The following is a 16,226-nucleotide window of genomic DNA, read 5'->3' as shown; positions in this document are numbered from 1 at the left end:
TGTTTCACGTCTTGTTTGGCTCGGGCATAATGCGCCCCCTTCCGGAAGTCGCCGCCTGCCAGTGGCGGCCCAGGACTTGTCGGGCGCATGCTCGCGACTCATCGATTGCCGTTGCGCAACGGCGATCCCGTGAGTGTGCGCTGCGATCAGGCGGTGCAACTCCCTGACACCCACGCACCATAACCGCCATCACGGCACCCGGCAGTGCGCATTGTCCCGGCGCCTGCCTTTGATTACAGGTGATACATGGAACTGACCAGCTACGCGGCGTCCCCGCTTTCGCTGCTCGCCCCGATCATAGCCATCGGTCTCGCAATACTGACACGTCGTGTCATGCTCTCCCTCGGGCTGGGTATCGTGTCAGGCGCCCTGCTGCTGAATGATTTCTCGCCGCTCGTCACGCTGCACTATCTCTGGCAGCAACTGGTTGCCGTCTTCATCGAAATGCCGGACAGCGGTCAGCTTGCCGATGCCAGCCTCAACAGCTGGAATGTCTATATTCTGCTGTTCCTGCTGGCCTTGGGTGCCATGGTCGGCGTGATCACACTGGCAGGCGGCACCCGAGCCTTCGGCAACTGGGCGCGGGCGCGAGTCACTACCCGCCGTGGCTCGCAGCTGATGACCGTGCTGCTGGGGGTATTCATCTTCATCGATGATTATTTCAATAGCCTGGCCGTGGGCAACATCTGTCGTCCACTGACCGATCGTCAGGGGCTGTCGCGCGCGCGCCTGGCCTATCTTATCGACTCCACCGCCGCTCCCGTCTGCGTGCTGACGCCGATCTCCAGCTGGGGTGCCTACATCATCAGCCTGATCGCCGGTATTCTGGCGACCCACCACATCACGGATGTCAGCCCGTTCGGTGCCTTCCTCGAGCTATCCGCCTTCAACTACTACGCGATTGCGGCGCTGGTGCTGGTGATCGCCTCCGCCTGGTTCGACATCAACTTCGGTGCCATGCGCCGTCATGCCATCGCGGCGCGCGACGGTGAGCTTTTCGATGCCAAGCGCGGCAATCCGCCAGGCAACACCCACGTGGAAGAGTCCGAGCGTGGCCGCCCGATGGACCTGCTGATCCCGATCATCGTGCTGGTCATCGCAACCTTCTTCATGATCGTGCAGACCGGCGCCAGCGCACTGGCCGCCGAGGGTGAGGCCTTCGGCCTGATTCGCGCCTTTGAACTGACGGATGTCGCCAAATCGCTGATCATCGGCGGCGCCATCGGTCTGCTGGCTGCGGTAGCGATGCTGCTTCGGCATCGCATGGGCGCTGGTCGCAGTCTCAGCGCCATCGCCCAGGGCGCCAGTTCCATGCTGCCTGCCGTCTATATCCTCGTCTTCGCCTGGCTGCTGACCGGCATCATCGGCTCTCTGGGGACCGGTCAGTACCTCGCCACACTGGTCGAGGGCGTCGTGTCTCCGACTTGGCTGCCGATGCTGCTGTTCGTGCTCTCCGGCCTGATGGCCTTTGCCACCGGCACCAGCTGGGGCACCTTCGGCATCATGCTGCCCATTGCCGGTGACATGGCGGCCGCCACCGAGCTCGCCATGATGCTGCCGATGATGGGGGCGGTGCTGGCCGGCTCCGTGTTCGGGGATCACTGCTCGCCGATTTCCGACACCACCATCCTGTCCTCGACGGGTGCCAGCTGCCACCATATCGATCACGTGATCACCCAGTTGCCCTACGCCCTGCTGGGTGCCGCGATCTCGCTGATCGCCTACCTGGTGATGGGCGTGACCGACAGCACCCTGTTCGGCTGGTTGAGCCTGGCGGGTCTGCTGGTCATCAGCATTGCATGGCTTGCACGCCGCGAGATGGCCGATCCGGTCGTGGCACGCACGTGATGCAATAAATGCTGCCTTGCTGAAAAAAGCCCCCGCCATGTCTCATGGCGGGGGCTTTTGCCTTGTTGGAGCAGCACGGACCGCGTCATGCGTCCGCGATATCACTGCATCGGCTCATGCGCCTCGATTCATGCGCTACGTGCCTCCCTCGCCTGACCGACGCCAGCATCGCTCAGGGCTTCACGCACATCCTCCAGGCTTGAGGGGTCATCTATCGTCGAGGGCACCTGGTATTGCTCGCCCGCGGCGATCTGACGGATCATCTTGCGCAGTATCTTGCCTGAGCGCGTCTTGGGCAGGCGCTCGACGACCAGCACCTCCTTGAGCGAGGCAAAGGCCCCGATTTCCTCGCGTATCCGCTGGGCAAGCTCGGCGCACAGGCTGGCTTCATCCCCTTGCCAGCCATCCTTGAGAATCACCAGTCCCAACGGCATCTCGCCCTTGAGCGAGTCCTCGATGCCGATCACCGCGCATTCCGCGATCGCGGCGTGTGCACCGAGCACCTGCTCCATCTCGCCCGTCGACAGGCGGTGCCCCGCCACATTGATGACATCATCAATGCGTCCCATCACGAACAGATAGCCCTGCTCATCGAAGTAGCCGCCATCCCCGGACAGGTAGTAGCCGGGGTAGGCGGCCAGATAGGCTGCATGGAAACGCCCGGGGTCCTGATAGAGTCCGGTCAGGCAGCCCGGCGGCAACGGCTGACGCAACACGACATTGCCCTGCTCTCCCGTGGGAACCTCATCCCCCATGCCATCGAGAATCTGTACATTGAAGCCCGGCAACGGCCAGGTGGCACTACCGGCACGTGCCTCGACCGGCGCCGTCACCTCGCGACTGCCTTCGGTGAGCATGTCCAGCCCCAAAAGGTTGCCGGCGATGGGCCAGCCGGTTTCGGTCTGCCACCAATGATCGACGACCGGCACTGGCAAGAGGTCGGCGAGCCAGTGATAGGTCGGCGGGTCCAGTCGCTCTCCGGCCAGAAACAGACTGCGCAGGCTGGAAAGATCGTAGTTGGCCATATGACTGGCTTCCGGGTCTTCCTTCTTCATGGCGCGGAACGCCGTGGGCGCGGTGAAGAAGCAGTTGATGTGGTATTCCTCGATCAAGCGCCAGAAGGCTCCGGCATCCGGTGTCTTGACCGGCTTGCCTTCATACATGACGGTACTGGCCCCCATCAGCAGCGGGCCATAAACGATATAGGAGTGGCCGACGACCCAGCCAATGTCCGAGGCCGCCATGAAGGTATCGCCGGGGCGGGTCGCATAGAGAAGCTCCATTGAATAATGCAGCGCCACGGCGTAGCCGGCGTGATCACGCACCACTCCCTTGGGCTTGCCAGTCGTGCCGGAGGTATAGAGGACATAGAGAGGTTCACTGCCCATCATGCTGACCGCTTCAGTGGCCTGGGCGCTGGCCAGACACTCATGCCAGTCATGATCACGCGGCCCGAGTGTCGCCCGCTGCTGTTCACGCTGCAGGATCAGACAGGCTTGCGGGGTATGCTCGGCAAGCTCGATGGCCTCATCCAGCCAGGGCTTGTAGGGAATGATGCGATCGACTTCCACCCCGCAGGACGCTGCCATGATCACCTTGGGCGCGGCATCATCGATGCGTACCGCCAGCTCCTTGGGGGAAAAGCCGCCGAAGACCACCGAATGCACCGCCCCTAGGCGGGCACAGGCCAGCATCGCCATCATGGCCTCGGCGACCATCGGCATGTAGATCACGACACGGTCGCCCTTCTCCACCCCGAGATTGCGCAGCCCCCCCGCCAGCAGAGCCACCTCATCACGCAGCTCACGAAACGTGTACTGCCGCTTGCTCTGGGTGACCGGCGAGTCCCAGTACAGCGCGACTTGATCCGCTCGCCCATTGGCGACGTGGTGGTCGAGCGCGGCATGGCAGATGTTCATCTCGCCATCGATGAACCAGCGCGCATGCTGTTGCTCATCCCAGGCCAGAATGGTCTGCGGCGGGCGAAACCAGGCGATGCGTTGCGCCTGCTCAGCCCAGAAGTCTTCTGGTGTCTCGTTGGCTTTCGCCGTCAGAGCTAGATAACGCTCGCGTGCACAGGAGTGATTGGCGTCGGGCATGGCGTACCTCGTGATCCACGAATGGCTTTGTGGGCATCTCTTGCCTGCCCTGACGCAAGACCTTTCCCCGGGGCCCGTTGGCCGGACCTCTTTTGATGTCGTCATTGATGTCGCTCGCCAAAGGCGATGCGACAGACGACGATGGAGAGAGGGGCAGGCAGTACAGAGACACCTGACTCGATAGTTACGTTGAAACCTTAGGCCAAAAATCGCCCTTCAAACTCACTCGCCTCACCGTTTTCAGCGTCTGATGGTCTTATACTCAGTCCTTGGTCGCAGACGGCCTGACAGCGTGAAAGGCGTCATTCGCGCAATGAAACATACGCTTGAACACGGTCTCATAGCAGATGCGACCAAAAGTCAAAGCCTGAGAACGACCATGTCGATGATTTACCGTTTAAGATTGTCTTGGACGTAGCACGCGGAGTTATTGATCATTCACTAAAACAAGGTTAGGTCATAACAACATGCCAATGGCCCATTGCGTCCCTCGGGATGCATCAAGATAGACCGACCGGGAGAGACCGCATGAACGCAACACTTTCTACAGCTGCAAGGAATAACCCCATGCCAGTGTCCAGCGATGCCATCACCCTGCACCAGGCCGGTGACCGCGTCATCGAAGAAGCCACTGCCCTGCTCAAGGCGATGGGCAACGAGAACCGCCTGCGCATCCTGTGCCTGCTCAGCGACAGCGAAATGTCGGTGAGCGAGCTCAACTCGCGCCTGGAGCTGTCGCAATCCGCGTTGTCACAGCATCTGGCCATTCTGCGTCGTGAAGGCATGGTCCGCACACGCCGCGCTTCGCAGACTATCTACTATTCGCTGCAAGGCCCCAACGCCACAGGTGTCATTCGTGCCCTGCAGGACCTCTATAACTGAAAAAGGGCGCCAGCCGGTGACTGACGCCCCTTGAGGGGAATGTCGCTGAGTCACGCTGATCGTGACCCGCTAGACATCTGTATCACTCGCCGACTCCAACAAGATCGGGCAGGCCACGGAATGGCCTTCCAAGCCTCTTCTCTTTACCAGCGACGGCAATCTCTTTTATTGCTGATGCCAGCGCGACTCCGCATTGCGCTCCAGCACGCGGTCCAGCACGCGATCCAGACTCGATGTCACGCCCTTGCCGAAACGGTCCATCACGCGGCGCGGCTTCTCGAGACTCACCTCGAATATCTTGACCTCTTCCTTTAGATAGCGCGCCAGCAACGCCTGACTGGTACCGACCTCGTCGATCAGACCGATATCGATGGCTTCACTGCCATACCAGATATCGCCCTGGGACACTGCCTCGACGTCCAATTGCGGACGACGGCTGCCGACATGCTGCTTGAACAGCTCATGGGTGCGCGCCAAGTCCGACAGGAACTTCTCACGCCCTTCTTCACTGTTCTCGCCGAGCATGGTCAAGGTGCGCTTGTAACGCCCCGCCGTCAGGATCTCGACATCCACATCATGCTTCTTGAGCAGACGGTGCACATTGGGCACCTGAGCCACGACACCGATCGAGCCAATGACCGCAAAGGGCGCTGCCACCACGTGATCCGCCGCACAGGCCATCATGTAACCGCCACTGGCCGCGACCTTGTCGACCGTGATCGTCAGTCGCGCGCCACTGGCACGCAGACGGTCCAGCTGTGCCGCGGCCAGACCATAGGCATGCACCAGGCCACCACCGGACTCAAGTCGCAGTACGACCTCATCCTGCTCACCCAGCACGCCTTCCAGTGCCGTGATCTGTTCTGCCAGGCTTTCCACACCACTGGCCTTGATGTCGCCGACGAAGTCGAGCACGAAGACCCGGCGCCCACGCGTGCTGGCCGGCGTATCGTCCTTGTCCACATTGCCGCCCTTGTTGGCTTTCGCCTTGGCCTTGAGCGATTTCTTGAGCGCCTTGGCCTCCTGCTTGTGCTTCTTGGCCCGCGCCTTCTCCTTGGCGGCGTACTCGGCCTCTTCCAGGCCGGCGTGGCTCAATTCGCGTTGATAGCCCTTGATGCGCTCATGCCAGGGGCGAACCTTCAGCTTGGCCTGGCGCTCTCCCGCTTCCCCCTGTCGTGCACGTGCAATGATGAGCACGATGGCCGCGATCGCGACCACTACGGTGATCGCCTGGGCCAGAAAGAGGCCGTACTGTGAAATCCATTGCATGCACTTGCTCCTGAAACATTGAAGAAGGTGTCTGATCTCTCGCCTGCACGTGAGCGGCGAACGCTAGCTCTCGAGTGCATGGCTGTCAGGCAGAAGGTCAAGGCATCTGCCACACGGCCAGGACCCCATAACGAAATCACCGGCTAAAGGGCCGGTGCGGGATGGTACTCGATATGGGGGCGAGCTTGCCCGCCTGCAAGGCTGGCAGGCGCTTGGGCAGATTACACGCTGCTCGTATTGTCATGTGACTGGCGAGCCGCCTGTGCGGGTTCTCTAGGTGACCTGGACGCGATCTGTACGTTATCCCTATATGTTACTTCTACACGTTACTTCTGCAGGTTCGGAGCTGAGCGCTGAAGCGCGGAACACGCCAGATCGATCAAACGACTTGATTGGAACGCTCGTTTGAAATAGTCTGATGTCAGTCTTGAAGGTCAGCAGCGTGATCACTTCATGGTGAGCAAGGTGATGAACGACACCCCACCCCTCATCATGCACGTCATCTTTCCCCGCGATCATTGACCTTTCTCCACCGCTAGCACTGACAAGGAATATCACCATGGCCGACGCCAACGCCGTCATCGACATGCTCAAGAGCCGTTTCAACCCCGAAGCCGCCAAGGGCATGGATGAAGTCTTTCAATTCAACATCACCGACAGCGATGACTACTACATGGTCGTCAAGGACGGCACTCTGGACGTCGGCGAGGGTGAGCACGATGATCCGTCAGTGACCCTGAGCACCGACAGCGATACCCTCAAGGGCGTGATGAAAGGCGAAGTCGACGGCATGCAGGCCTTCATGACTGGCCGCCTGAAAGCCACCGGCAACATCATGCTGGCCACCAAGCTGACGTCTCTGTTCCCGAACAAGTAAGCGTCTACTTGAGCAGGTGCATCGTTGCGGACAAGCCCGATGAAAAGGGTCGCTTGATGCACCAGCCAAATAAAACGCCCCGGCCAATGGTCGGGGCGTTTTCTTTGGGGAGAGGCTCACAATTTCAGCGGCCCGTCGCGACCGAGCGCAGGAAGTTGTCGATCAAGGCATGCGAGATCGAGAACTTCGGGGGCAGCCCCGGCAAGTCTTCCGGCGTGAACCACTGGGCATCCTCTATCTCGACACCATCGATGGTGATGTCGCCACCGGCATATTCCGCGTAGTAGCCCAACATGAACGAGTGCGGGAACGGCCACGACTGACTCTGGAAATAACTGACTCGCCCGACCTCGACACCGACTTCCTCGTGCACCTCACGCCGCACGGCCTCCTCGGCACTTTCACCGGCTTCGATGAAGCCCGCCAAGGTCGAATACATGCCCGGCCCGAAGCGCGGACTGCGTGCCAGCAACATCTCGCGCCCCCGAGTGATCAGCGTGATGATACAGGGCGAGATACGCGGGTAGCTGCGATGCTGACAACCGGTGCAGTGCATGGCGAACTCATGTTCCAGACGCTTCATGCGCTTGCCACAACGGCCACAGAATCGATGGTCGCGCAGCCACTTGAGTACCTGCAGCGCGCTGGAAAGCAGAGGAAACTGATCACGTGGCAGCGTATGCAGCCACTGACGCGCGGTGGGCCAATCCGCACTGCCATTCTCACCGAACACCGCAATCGGCGCGCCCTGCCATTCCCCAAGGGCCACGGCGCCGCTGGGCCAATCCGCGATAGGCTGGATGATGCCGCCATCCGGCGCAGGCGCCACGCCATCACGCCCCACGCGAATCAGATAACCATGGCGCTGAGTCACACGCGAGAGATCACGAATCAACATCAGGCGTCGTCTCCGCGGGCACCTCGGTTGTCCAAGCTGGCGCCTTCAAGACTGGCACTATCAAGACTGCCCAAGGCATCGATCGAGAAGCGATCGAACAGGCACTCATCCGCCTTGCCGCGAATCTCTTCACACCAGGCCGAGTGACGCTCAAGTTCCAGCGCGGACAGGCCGGGCGTGACCAGACGTGGGCGATCGGCACGCAGGCGACGAACCCCGACGATACCGCCCTCCTCGCCATCGCCTTCCTCTATCACGTCCAGGCCCAGCGCCGTCTGGCCACCGGTCATCGCCAGATAGACGTCGCCGAGAATCTCGGCATCCAGCAAGGCGCCGTGCAGCACGCGATGCCCGTTGTCGATATCGTAGCGCTTGCACAGCGCATCCAGATTATTGCGCTGTCCGGGGTGCTTCTCTCGGGCCAGCTTCAGGGTATCGAGTATGGCGCAGTGATCGGCGACCGGGCCCAGCGGGTTGGCACGCTCGGGGTTGATCAGCCCGAATTCGTGATCGATGAAGCCCACATCGAAGGGCGCATTGTGGATGACCAGCTGGGCACCCTTGATGAAGTCCCAGAAGGCATCGGCAATCTCGGCGAAGACCGGCTCGTTGGCGACTCGCTCATCGGTGATGCCGTGGACCCCGATCGCCTCTGCATCGATCAAGCGCTCAGGATTGACGTACTGATGGTAGGTGCGTCCGGTCAGGCGGCGGTTGATCATCTCCACCGCGCCGATCTCGATCAGGCGATGGCCTTCCTTCGGGTCGATACCTGTCGTTTCGGTATCGAGAATAATCTGACGCATCTCAGACCTCTTGGTAAACAGTGATAGCTCCCTGATCGGTCCGCCTCAAGCTTCGGCCCGCGCATCAGGGTGCCTCAATATCGGATCCTGCATGTCCGTGCTCAAACACGGCTGGCCACCGCGCTCGGCGTGCCTGCCAGCCGAGGCACTCAGCGGCGGCGCTGCATCTCGTCGATGGCCTCGTTGGCCAGCGCATCGGCGCGCTCGTTGCCCTCATCGCCGCTATGGCCCTTGACCCAGCGCCACTCGATATCATGCCGCTCACTCTGGGCCAGCAGTGCCTTCCACAGATCTTCGTTCTTTACCGGCTGCTTGGCTGCCGTCTTCCAACCGCGCTTGACCCAGCCGTGCACCCACTTGGTGATGCCGTTCTTGACGTATTCGGAGTCGGTCCACAGCACCACCTGACAGCGCTTGGTAAGCGCCGTGAGCGCCTCGACCGCCGCCATCATCTCCATCCGATTGTTGGTCGTCTGGGCCTCGTTGCCATTGAGTTCCTTGCGATGCTTGCCACTGACGAGAATCGCGCCCCAGCCACCCGGACCCGGGTTGCCACGACAGGCACCATCGGTGTGGATGACCACGCGAGTCGGTGCCGCCTTGGGCTCGGGCGTCGCAGCGGCGGAGGGGTTCTGGGGTTCGGACGTGGATGCACTCTGGCTCACAAACGGCACTCTCGACAAAGGAAACGAAGACGGGCAAGTGCGATGGCGCTGGCTGTCATGACAGGGACGAACCTGGCCCGCGGAGTCGGGGCTCGCAACTCACCCCTGTCAACCACTCTCCTCTCCGGGAGCCATTGCGCGGCAACAGCAGGCCTCGCCACAGTGAGCGTCATTCTACCCACTCGCATCCAGCATGGCCAAAGCCCCTGTATTTTTTTACAGCTTCCGCCAGGCTGAAGCTCTATAGAAAAGGAGCCCAGCAGCGCCCCCTCGAGCTAGCCGCGCTCGGACAGATCTCTGCGCGACTCACCCCTCACATGTCCCTCCCGGGAATGCACCCGCGTGGCCTGACCGATGGAGACACCGGGGATGGCGACTCGTGGTCGCTTGGCATTCAAGGGCTGTACATACCCGACATTGCGCCGTGCCCGTATCAACATCAGACTGCCCAGCGGCAGGTTGTAGCGACGCCCCATGCGTTCAAGCCAGCCATGTCGCAGGCGTAACCCCGGCAGATGGAAGCCGGCATAGTCGATACGCTCGATCTCGAAATCCACGAAGGCCAGCCAGTCACGCAAGGCCGCGGGCGTTCGCCAGCTTCCCTCCCAGGGAGTGATGTGGCGACGCCGCGGGTCCAGACGCAGCAGTCCCTCGCCGGAGAACGGCTGCCAGGCCACGATGACCAGACAGCCACTGGAGCGCAGGACACGAGCCGCCTCGCGCAGCAGACGGTGCGGCTCCGGCGCGACCTCCAGCAGATGATGGAGCATCACCAGATCCATGCTCTCGTCCGGCAATGCCAGCTGGGTCAGCGGACAGATCAAGGTGGATGGCGACTCGGCAAGCGCCGCCTCGGGGCTCCATTGGATGGCATGGCGGATGGCGGAGAGTGACAAGAGGTCATTGCCGCCCGGGCCCAGGTTCAGGCTGTGAAAACCGAAGCAGCGCTCGAACAGCGGTGACAGCATCTCGCGCTCCGCCGTCAGGATGTCCTGCCCATCCGGGCCCTCGAAAAAGGCACGCATGGCGCGCACATGGGCACTCAATTGGCGAGCATGCTGGCGCTGGCGCTCATCGGCGGTCAGGGACGCGCTGGCCCTGTCTCCACCCGAGTCATTCACACCAAAGGGGCCTTTCCACATCTTGCATCTCCCGGGCTTCAGGCGGGGAGACACTCCCCACGGCATAGACAGGCTTTGACACTTGCCTACATTCTCACACCATAAGAGGTTTGACACTTACCTGCTGGCTCGTCAGGCTTGTTATCCGGAAAAATCAGATTCCCGCCACGAATCAGTCCACTGGGCATCATCATGCTGGCTATCGGCCTTGCGATTGATGGCGTTCATGGACCTGAGCACAGGCGGCCAGTCGTGGCTTTTCCTGATGGACTCTTCCTCAAGGACGCTTCCTGCAGGACCAGGCATCTGCCATCCGCTGCCTGATCGCAAACGGCGAGCCTGACCGGGAACGAAATGCCGATGAGCGAGTCTTGTACAGGACTGTGGGTACCGAGCGTCTCGACAGCCCGGCCCGACACTCAGGATAGAGTGAAGCAAGGTGTTACCCAACATCCTGCGAATGACCCATAAACATGCGTTGTCGATGATGGAGCCCCCGGATTGTCCCTGCCGCCCGGATACGCGGCATGGGGGAGCTCTCAGTAGCAAGAGCGGCCTGAGCCGTCTCTGAGCATGATCTTGTGCCGATTTCGACAACTAACTCTCAGTAAGGAGTCGATGGAACGCCTGCCCATCAGCATTGCAGGCGACGATGACATGCCATGTTCATCTGCTTCAGCCTCGCCGATTCCCTGACGAGGACGTATGAAGCCACTTTTCGCGTCACTGGCCTGTCATTGCTTCGATCGACGACTGCAAGACATCAAGAGCACCTGACCACCATGATGAGCGTAACGCCCATAGCGGCCTTTCAGGACAACTACATCTGGTTGATACAGAGCGACGACAACCCCCGCGTGGCGGTCGTCGACCCCGGTGATGCACGCCCGGTGGTGGAGGCGCTGGAGTCCAGAGGCCTGACCCTCGACACCATCCTCATCACCCATCATCACCAGGATCACACCGGCGGCCTGCCGGAGTTGATCGAACGCTATCAACCTCGCGTGGTCGGCCCGCACAACCCGGCCATCCACGGTATCGACGAGCGTGTCGGCGATGGCGACAGCTTCCGCCTGCAGGGCCGCCTCTTCGAGGTCATGGAAGTGCCGGGCCATACCCTGGACCACATCGCCTTCGTCAGCTCCGGCATGCCGGGTCTGCTGTTCTGTGGCGACACCCTGTTCAGTGGCGGTTGCGGACGCCTGTTTGAAGGCACCCCGGAACAGATGCATCACTCCTTGTCGCGCCTCGCCGCTCTGCCGGAAGAAACACTTGTCTTCCCGGCACACGAGTACACGCTGGCCAATCTGGCCTTCGCCAGTGCCGCCGAGCCGAACAATCCGGCGCGAGACACCCTCAACGCAGAATGCGAACAGCTGCGTTCACTGGGCCGTCCCACGCTGCCCACCCTCATCGGCCGAGAAAAGCAGATCAATCCGTTCCTGCGCAGTGACGAGATGACGCTGCAGCGCCATCTCGAGCAGGAAGGGCGCCTCTCGGCACCCTTGGGTCAGGAAGATTCTCCACTGGCGGCCTTCACGGCACTGCGTCAGTGGAAGGACAACTTCTAGCCCTGCTGCCCGCGTGCCATTGCCCCGTTCTGACGCCACCAGGTGAGAGGTTGGAGCGCGGTGTGAATGGCATTTCGCGTGACAGCGGGTCGAGAACATTCCTGATCTCGATCAGCCCCCGCAGTCACTGATTCGTGCCGGCATGGCCGGCCAGCCGAGCCGCCGCTGACCCATCCAGCGGCGGCTCGCCAGAGAGTATTTCGTCAATGCATCAGCAAGACCTCCGTACCGACGGCCAGATGGCCGCCGACACGCCGTGTCGTGTCACTCCGATCCAGGCCCCCTTCCGTCCGGCTCGACTGCGTCACCTGATTCGCCTCGCCTCTCTGGGTGCCACCCTGTGCCTGATGCCGCTGACCGCCAGTGCCAACTCAGCGATGGTGCCCGGGGTTACGCCCACCAGTGAATATCAGCGCGCCCCGCTGAACTTCATGGAGGCCGTCGATGCCATTCCCGCGCACTACGATGACGTCTGGGAGCGCCTGCGCGCCAGCTATCAGTTACAGCAGGACACCGGCCGCCCACGCGTGCGCAAATGGATCAGCTGGTATCAGGAGCACCCTCACCACGTGGAGCGTATCGCGGAGCAGGCCCGCCCCTGGATTCGCTACGTGACACTGCGTACCGAAGCACGCGGCCTGCCGGCAGAGCTGGCACTGCTGCCCTTCATCGAGAGCGCCTACGACCCGGACGCCGCGCATCCGGGCGGTGCGACTGGCATGTGGCAGTTCATGCCGCGCACCGGTGACGCCATGGGGCTGACACGCAACCGCTGGTATGACGGCCGCAAGGACGTGTTGCTGTCTACGGACGCCGCGCTGGATTACCTGGAGACCCAGGGCGAGCGCTGGTATGACGGCGACTGGGAGCTGGCATTGGCCGCCTACAATGCCGGTGCCGGTACCGTGAACCGTGCACGCCGCCGCGCCGGTGGCGATGAGGATTACTGGAACATCAAGCTACCCAACGAGACCATGGAATACGTGCCGAAGCTTCTGGCACTGGCCGCGGTGATTCGCGACCCTGAGGAATATGGACTGTCGTTGCCGAAGATTGACGACAAGCCGGAAATCGCGGCCGTCGAGACGGGCGGACAACTGGACCTGTCCACCGCCGCCAAACTGGCCGGCATCAGTGAAGATGAGCTGCGCGCCCTGAACCCGGCCTACAAGCGCTGGGCCACCACGCCGGGCGACAGCTCGCTGGTCATTCCCGCCACCGCCCGCGACACCTTCCTCAGCCAGCTGGCCACGTTGCCTGAAAAAGCGCGCCAGAGCTGGGCCAGCTATCGCGTGAAGCGCGGCGACACCCTGTCCGTCATCGCACGCCGCAATGGCCTGACGCTCTCCGAGCTGAAGCAGAAGAATCGTCTCTCGAGCAACACCATCCGCATCGGCCAGGCACTGATGGTGCCGGACCGTGGCGCCTCGGTGGCCACCCAGCTGGCCTCGGCCAACGGCGAGAAGAAGGTGCGCGTGAAGAGTGGCGATTCCCTGTCCTTGATCGCCGCACGTCACAATGTCAGCACTCGACAGCTCGCGCGCTGGAACAAGCTGTCATCGGCGGACTACCTACGCCCCGGTCAGATGCTGACTCTTTACAGCGCCAACTGAGTCTTCGACCACAACTGAGTCTTCAACCAAAACTGAGCCAGTCGATTCACGCGTCTTGAAGCGACGAGTGATACGCGATTCCTGGACGCCCCTGCCATCCGTGATGGTGGGGGCGTTTGCGATTCAAACGCCGCAGCATGGCCGCTGACAGGGAACTTCGTTACTCTTGGCGGGGTCGATGCAAGGAGACCGGCCGAAGCCCGGCGCGCTGCGTGCAGCTGCTTTACCGCTTCTACAGTTCTCCATCAGCTCACGGCAGCTCACGGTCGACAGCCGTTGAGGCGACCCAGGCCAGCGGAGTTGATAGTGAGCAAGACGCAATCCAGCCGCGCTGCCAAGCTGCCAAGCTGCCAAGCTGCCAAGCTGCCAAGCTGCCGGTCATTTCATCACGGCCGCGAGGCCCGGGTCATTCAGTCAAGGAAGTCTTCGATGCAGCGTGTTTCTTCACTCGCCCCCCGTCGCTGGGCCGCGCTACGCGCGCTATGCCTGGGGGCGCTGATGGTGAGCGGCTCGTTCACTGCCACGGCCAACGCGGCTGAGCCCAAGGCAGCCGGGTCCAATGCGAATAGCGGGCAATCTGCCGATTCACGCCCCAGCGCCGACATGGCGTCGGCCACGCAGGCAACCAGCGCGCAAGCAACCAGCGTGCAGGCAACCAGTACCCCCACCTCGAACGTGCAGACGCCGCTGGACGTCCCGACCGTGCATGGCCTGGCCATCTACGGCGAGCCCGCCCACAAGCCCGGCTTCACCCACTTCCCTTACGTCAATCCGGAGGCGCCGGTCGGCGGGCGCATGACGCGCGCCGCCATCGGCAGCTTCGACTCCACCAATCCCTTCATCCTCAAGGGCAATTCGGTGGCGGGACTCAACTACTTCGGCGGACTGATCTACGACACCCTGATGATCCCCTCCGCCGATGAACCCTTCACCGAATACGGATTGCTGGCCAGCGGCATCCGCTTGGCCAAGGACCGCAGCGCCATCGAATTCGATATCGACCCTCGGGCACGCTTTCACGATGGCGTGGCAGTGACTGCCGAAGATGTCATCTTCACCTATCGCCTGCTCAAGGATGAAGGCCTGCCGTTCTTCAAGAGCTACTATCACGATGTCACCGGCGTCAGCGTGATCGATGCCGACACCGTGCGTTTCGAGATGGCGCCAGGCGCGGCGCGCGAATTGCCGCTGATCATCGGACAGCTACCGGTGTTGCCGGAGCACTACTGGAAGAGCCGCGACTTCACGCGCGCCACCCTGGAAATTCCGCTGGGTTCCGGCCCCTATCGCATGGCGTCTCTGGACGCCGGCCGCCAGGTTCGCTATGAGCGTGTCGACGACTACTGGGGCAAGGACCTGCCGGTCAACAAGGGCCGCCACAACATCCAGACACTGGTCTACGACTACTACCGGGACCAGACCGTCTCGCTGGAAGCCTTCAAGGCCGGCAGCATCGATCTGCACGTCGAAAGCAGCGCCAAGAACTGGGCGACCGCCTACGACACTCCCGCGCTGCACGATGGGCGACTGAAGAAGCTGGAAGTCCCGGACAGCAACCCGGCAGGCATGCAGGGTTTCGTGCTCAATGAGCGCCGCGAGCGCTTCCAGGACCCGAGAGTCCGTGAGGCACTGGCGCTGGTCTTCGACTTCGACTGGATCAACCGCAACCTCTTCTACGGTGCCTATCAGCAGACCCACAGCTATTTCGAGAATTCGGACATGGCCGCGGATGGCATGCCCACCGGCAAGGAACTCGCGCTGCTTGAGCCCTTCAAGGATGAGCTGCCCAGCGCGGTCTTCGACAAGCCCCTGCCGATCGATGAGCCACAGGAATTACGCCCTCGCCTGCGCAAGGCGTTGGGGCTGCTGCGCGAAGCGGGCTATGAAGTGGTCAAGGGCCAGCTGGTCAGCCGCAGCAGCGGCAAGCCGCTGACGCTTGAGGTGCTCAACTACGACACCCAGTTCGAGCGCATCATTCAGCCCTGGATCCGCAATCTGGCGCGCATCGGCATCAAGGCGCGGATTCGCACCGTCGACGTCAATCAGTACATCAACCGCCGTCGCAGCTTCGACTTCGACGTGGTGGTCGGCAGTTATCCGCAGTCCAACAGTCCCGGCAGCGAGCAGCGTGAATACTGGACCAGCGACTATGCCGACGTGGCCGGCTCACGCAACCTGATCGGGCTGAAGAGCCCGGTGGTGGACGCGCTCACTGATGCCCTGATTCAGGCACAGACCCGTGAAGACCTGCTCAGCGCGACACGGGCACTCGACCGCGTACTGCGCTGGGGCTTCCATGTCGTGCCCCAGTGGCACCTGGCGGCGACGCGCATCGCGCTCTGGAACAAGTTCGGCTATCCGCAGCCCTTCCCGGAATACCAGCTGAGCCTGGACAGCTGGTGGATCGAGCCCGACAAGAATGCCTCGCTTGAACCAGGCGAATGAATCAGGTGAATGAGCCGGGTGAACATGCCTGTTCAGCAAGTCTGGTCAACAAGCCTGAAGAACACGCTCGGCGCCTATGCCAGGCATAGACGCCTGGCAGGACTGACGCCTTGCTGATGCGTCCACGACACC

12 protein-coding genes are annotated in these 16,226 nt (G+C 61.9%); 6 read left to right on the top strand and 6 right to left on the bottom strand.

Annotation, left to right across the window (positions count from 1 at the left end; translation table 11 throughout):
* Window positions 1-246: 246 nt before the first annotated feature.
* A complete protein-coding gene (locus QQF40_RS11145) occupies window positions 247-1,848 on the top strand; it encodes a Na+/H+ antiporter NhaC family protein (RefSeq protein ID WP_285461365.1) in 1,602 nt (533 codons plus the stop codon).
* A 128-nt stretch (window positions 1,849-1,976) separates the two neighbouring features.
* Here the strand turns inward: QQF40_RS11145 and QQF40_RS11140 are convergent, their stop codons facing one another.
* Window positions 1,977-3,947 (bottom strand): acetate--CoA ligase, encoded by a 1,971-nt coding sequence (locus tag QQF40_RS11140; protein ID WP_285461364.1) that lies wholly within the window; start codon window positions 3,945-3,947, stop codon window positions 1,977-1,979.
* A 567-nt stretch (window positions 3,948-4,514) separates the two neighbouring features.
* Between QQF40_RS11140 and QQF40_RS11135 the strand changes: the two genes are divergently transcribed.
* A complete protein-coding gene (locus tag QQF40_RS11135) occupies window positions 4,515-4,829 on the top strand; it encodes an ArsR/SmtB family transcription factor (RefSeq protein WP_175088691.1) in 315 nt (104 codons plus the stop codon).
* A gap of 165 nt (window positions 4,830-4,994) precedes the next feature.
* Here QQF40_RS11135 and sohB read toward each other — a convergent pair whose 3' ends face one another.
* Window positions 4,995-6,098: a protease SohB gene (gene sohB / locus QQF40_RS11130; protein WP_285461363.1), complete on the bottom strand. Its 1,104-nt coding sequence runs from the start codon at window positions 6,096-6,098 to the stop codon at window positions 4,995-4,997.
* 559 nt (window positions 6,099-6,657) lie between these two features.
* On the opposite strand from sohB, the gene QQF40_RS11125 reads away from it, so the two are divergent.
* On the top strand, window positions 6,658-6,975 hold the full coding sequence (locus tag QQF40_RS11125) for an SCP2 sterol-binding domain-containing protein (RefSeq protein WP_043332726.1): 318 nt from the start codon (window positions 6,658-6,660) through the stop codon (window positions 6,973-6,975).
* A 124-nt stretch (window positions 6,976-7,099) separates the two neighbouring features.
* Here the strand turns inward: QQF40_RS11125 and nudC are convergent, their stop codons facing one another.
* The 4 genes from nudC to QQF40_RS11105 all read right to left on the bottom strand — a co-directional run bounded on the left by nudC (window position 7,100) and on the right by QQF40_RS11105 (window position 10,486).
* The gene (gene nudC / locus QQF40_RS11120; RefSeq protein WP_175090215.1) at window positions 7,100-7,873 is read right to left on the bottom strand and encodes an NAD(+) diphosphatase; all 774 of its coding nucleotides are present in this window, start codon (window positions 7,871-7,873) and stop codon (window positions 7,100-7,102) included.
* Window positions 7,873-8,679, bottom strand: a complete 807-nt coding sequence (gene dnaQ, locus QQF40_RS11115; protein WP_285461361.1) for a DNA polymerase III subunit epsilon — start codon at window positions 8,677-8,679, stop codon at window positions 7,873-7,875. The genes nudC and dnaQ overlap by 1 nt, the downstream gene beginning before the upstream one ends.
* 149 nt (window positions 8,680-8,828) lie before the next feature.
* The gene (gene rnhA / locus QQF40_RS11110) at window positions 8,829-9,263 is read right to left on the bottom strand and encodes a ribonuclease HI (RefSeq protein ID WP_285461407.1); all 435 of its coding nucleotides are present in this window, start codon (window positions 9,261-9,263) and stop codon (window positions 8,829-8,831) included.
* 356 nt (window positions 9,264-9,619) lie between these two features.
* Window positions 9,620-10,486, bottom strand: coding sequence for a class I SAM-dependent methyltransferase (locus tag QQF40_RS11105; protein ID WP_285461360.1), 867 nt, complete (start codon window positions 10,484-10,486; stop codon window positions 9,620-9,622).
* Window positions 10,487-11,247: 761 nt separating this feature from the next.
* Here QQF40_RS11105 and gloB point away from each other — a divergent pair.
* The 3 genes from gloB (at window position 11,248) to QQF40_RS11090 (ending at window position 16,094) form a co-directional block, all read left to right on the top strand.
* Entirely contained in the window at window positions 11,248-12,036 is a 789-nt protein-coding gene (gloB, locus tag QQF40_RS11100; RefSeq protein ID WP_285461359.1) for a hydroxyacylglutathione hydrolase, read from the top strand.
* A 206-nt stretch (window positions 12,037-12,242) separates the two neighbouring features.
* Window positions 12,243-13,649 (top strand): LysM peptidoglycan-binding domain-containing protein, encoded by a 1,407-nt coding sequence (locus tag QQF40_RS11095; RefSeq protein ID WP_285461358.1) that lies wholly within the window; start codon window positions 12,243-12,245, stop codon window positions 13,647-13,649.
* A gap of 429 nt (window positions 13,650-14,078) precedes the next feature.
* Window positions 14,079-16,094 carry an extracellular solute-binding protein gene (locus QQF40_RS11090; RefSeq protein WP_285461357.1) on the top strand — a complete coding sequence of 672 codons (2,016 nt, stop codon included), beginning with the start codon at window positions 14,079-14,081 and terminating at the stop codon, window positions 16,092-16,094.
* Window positions 16,095-16,226 lie beyond the last annotated feature (132 nt).

This window comes from Cobetia sp. LC6, assembly GCF_030264805.1.
Taxonomy (GTDB): domain Bacteria; phylum Pseudomonadota; class Gammaproteobacteria; order Pseudomonadales; family Halomonadaceae; genus Cobetia.
This window is presented reverse-complemented; position numbering and strand designations above follow the sequence as displayed.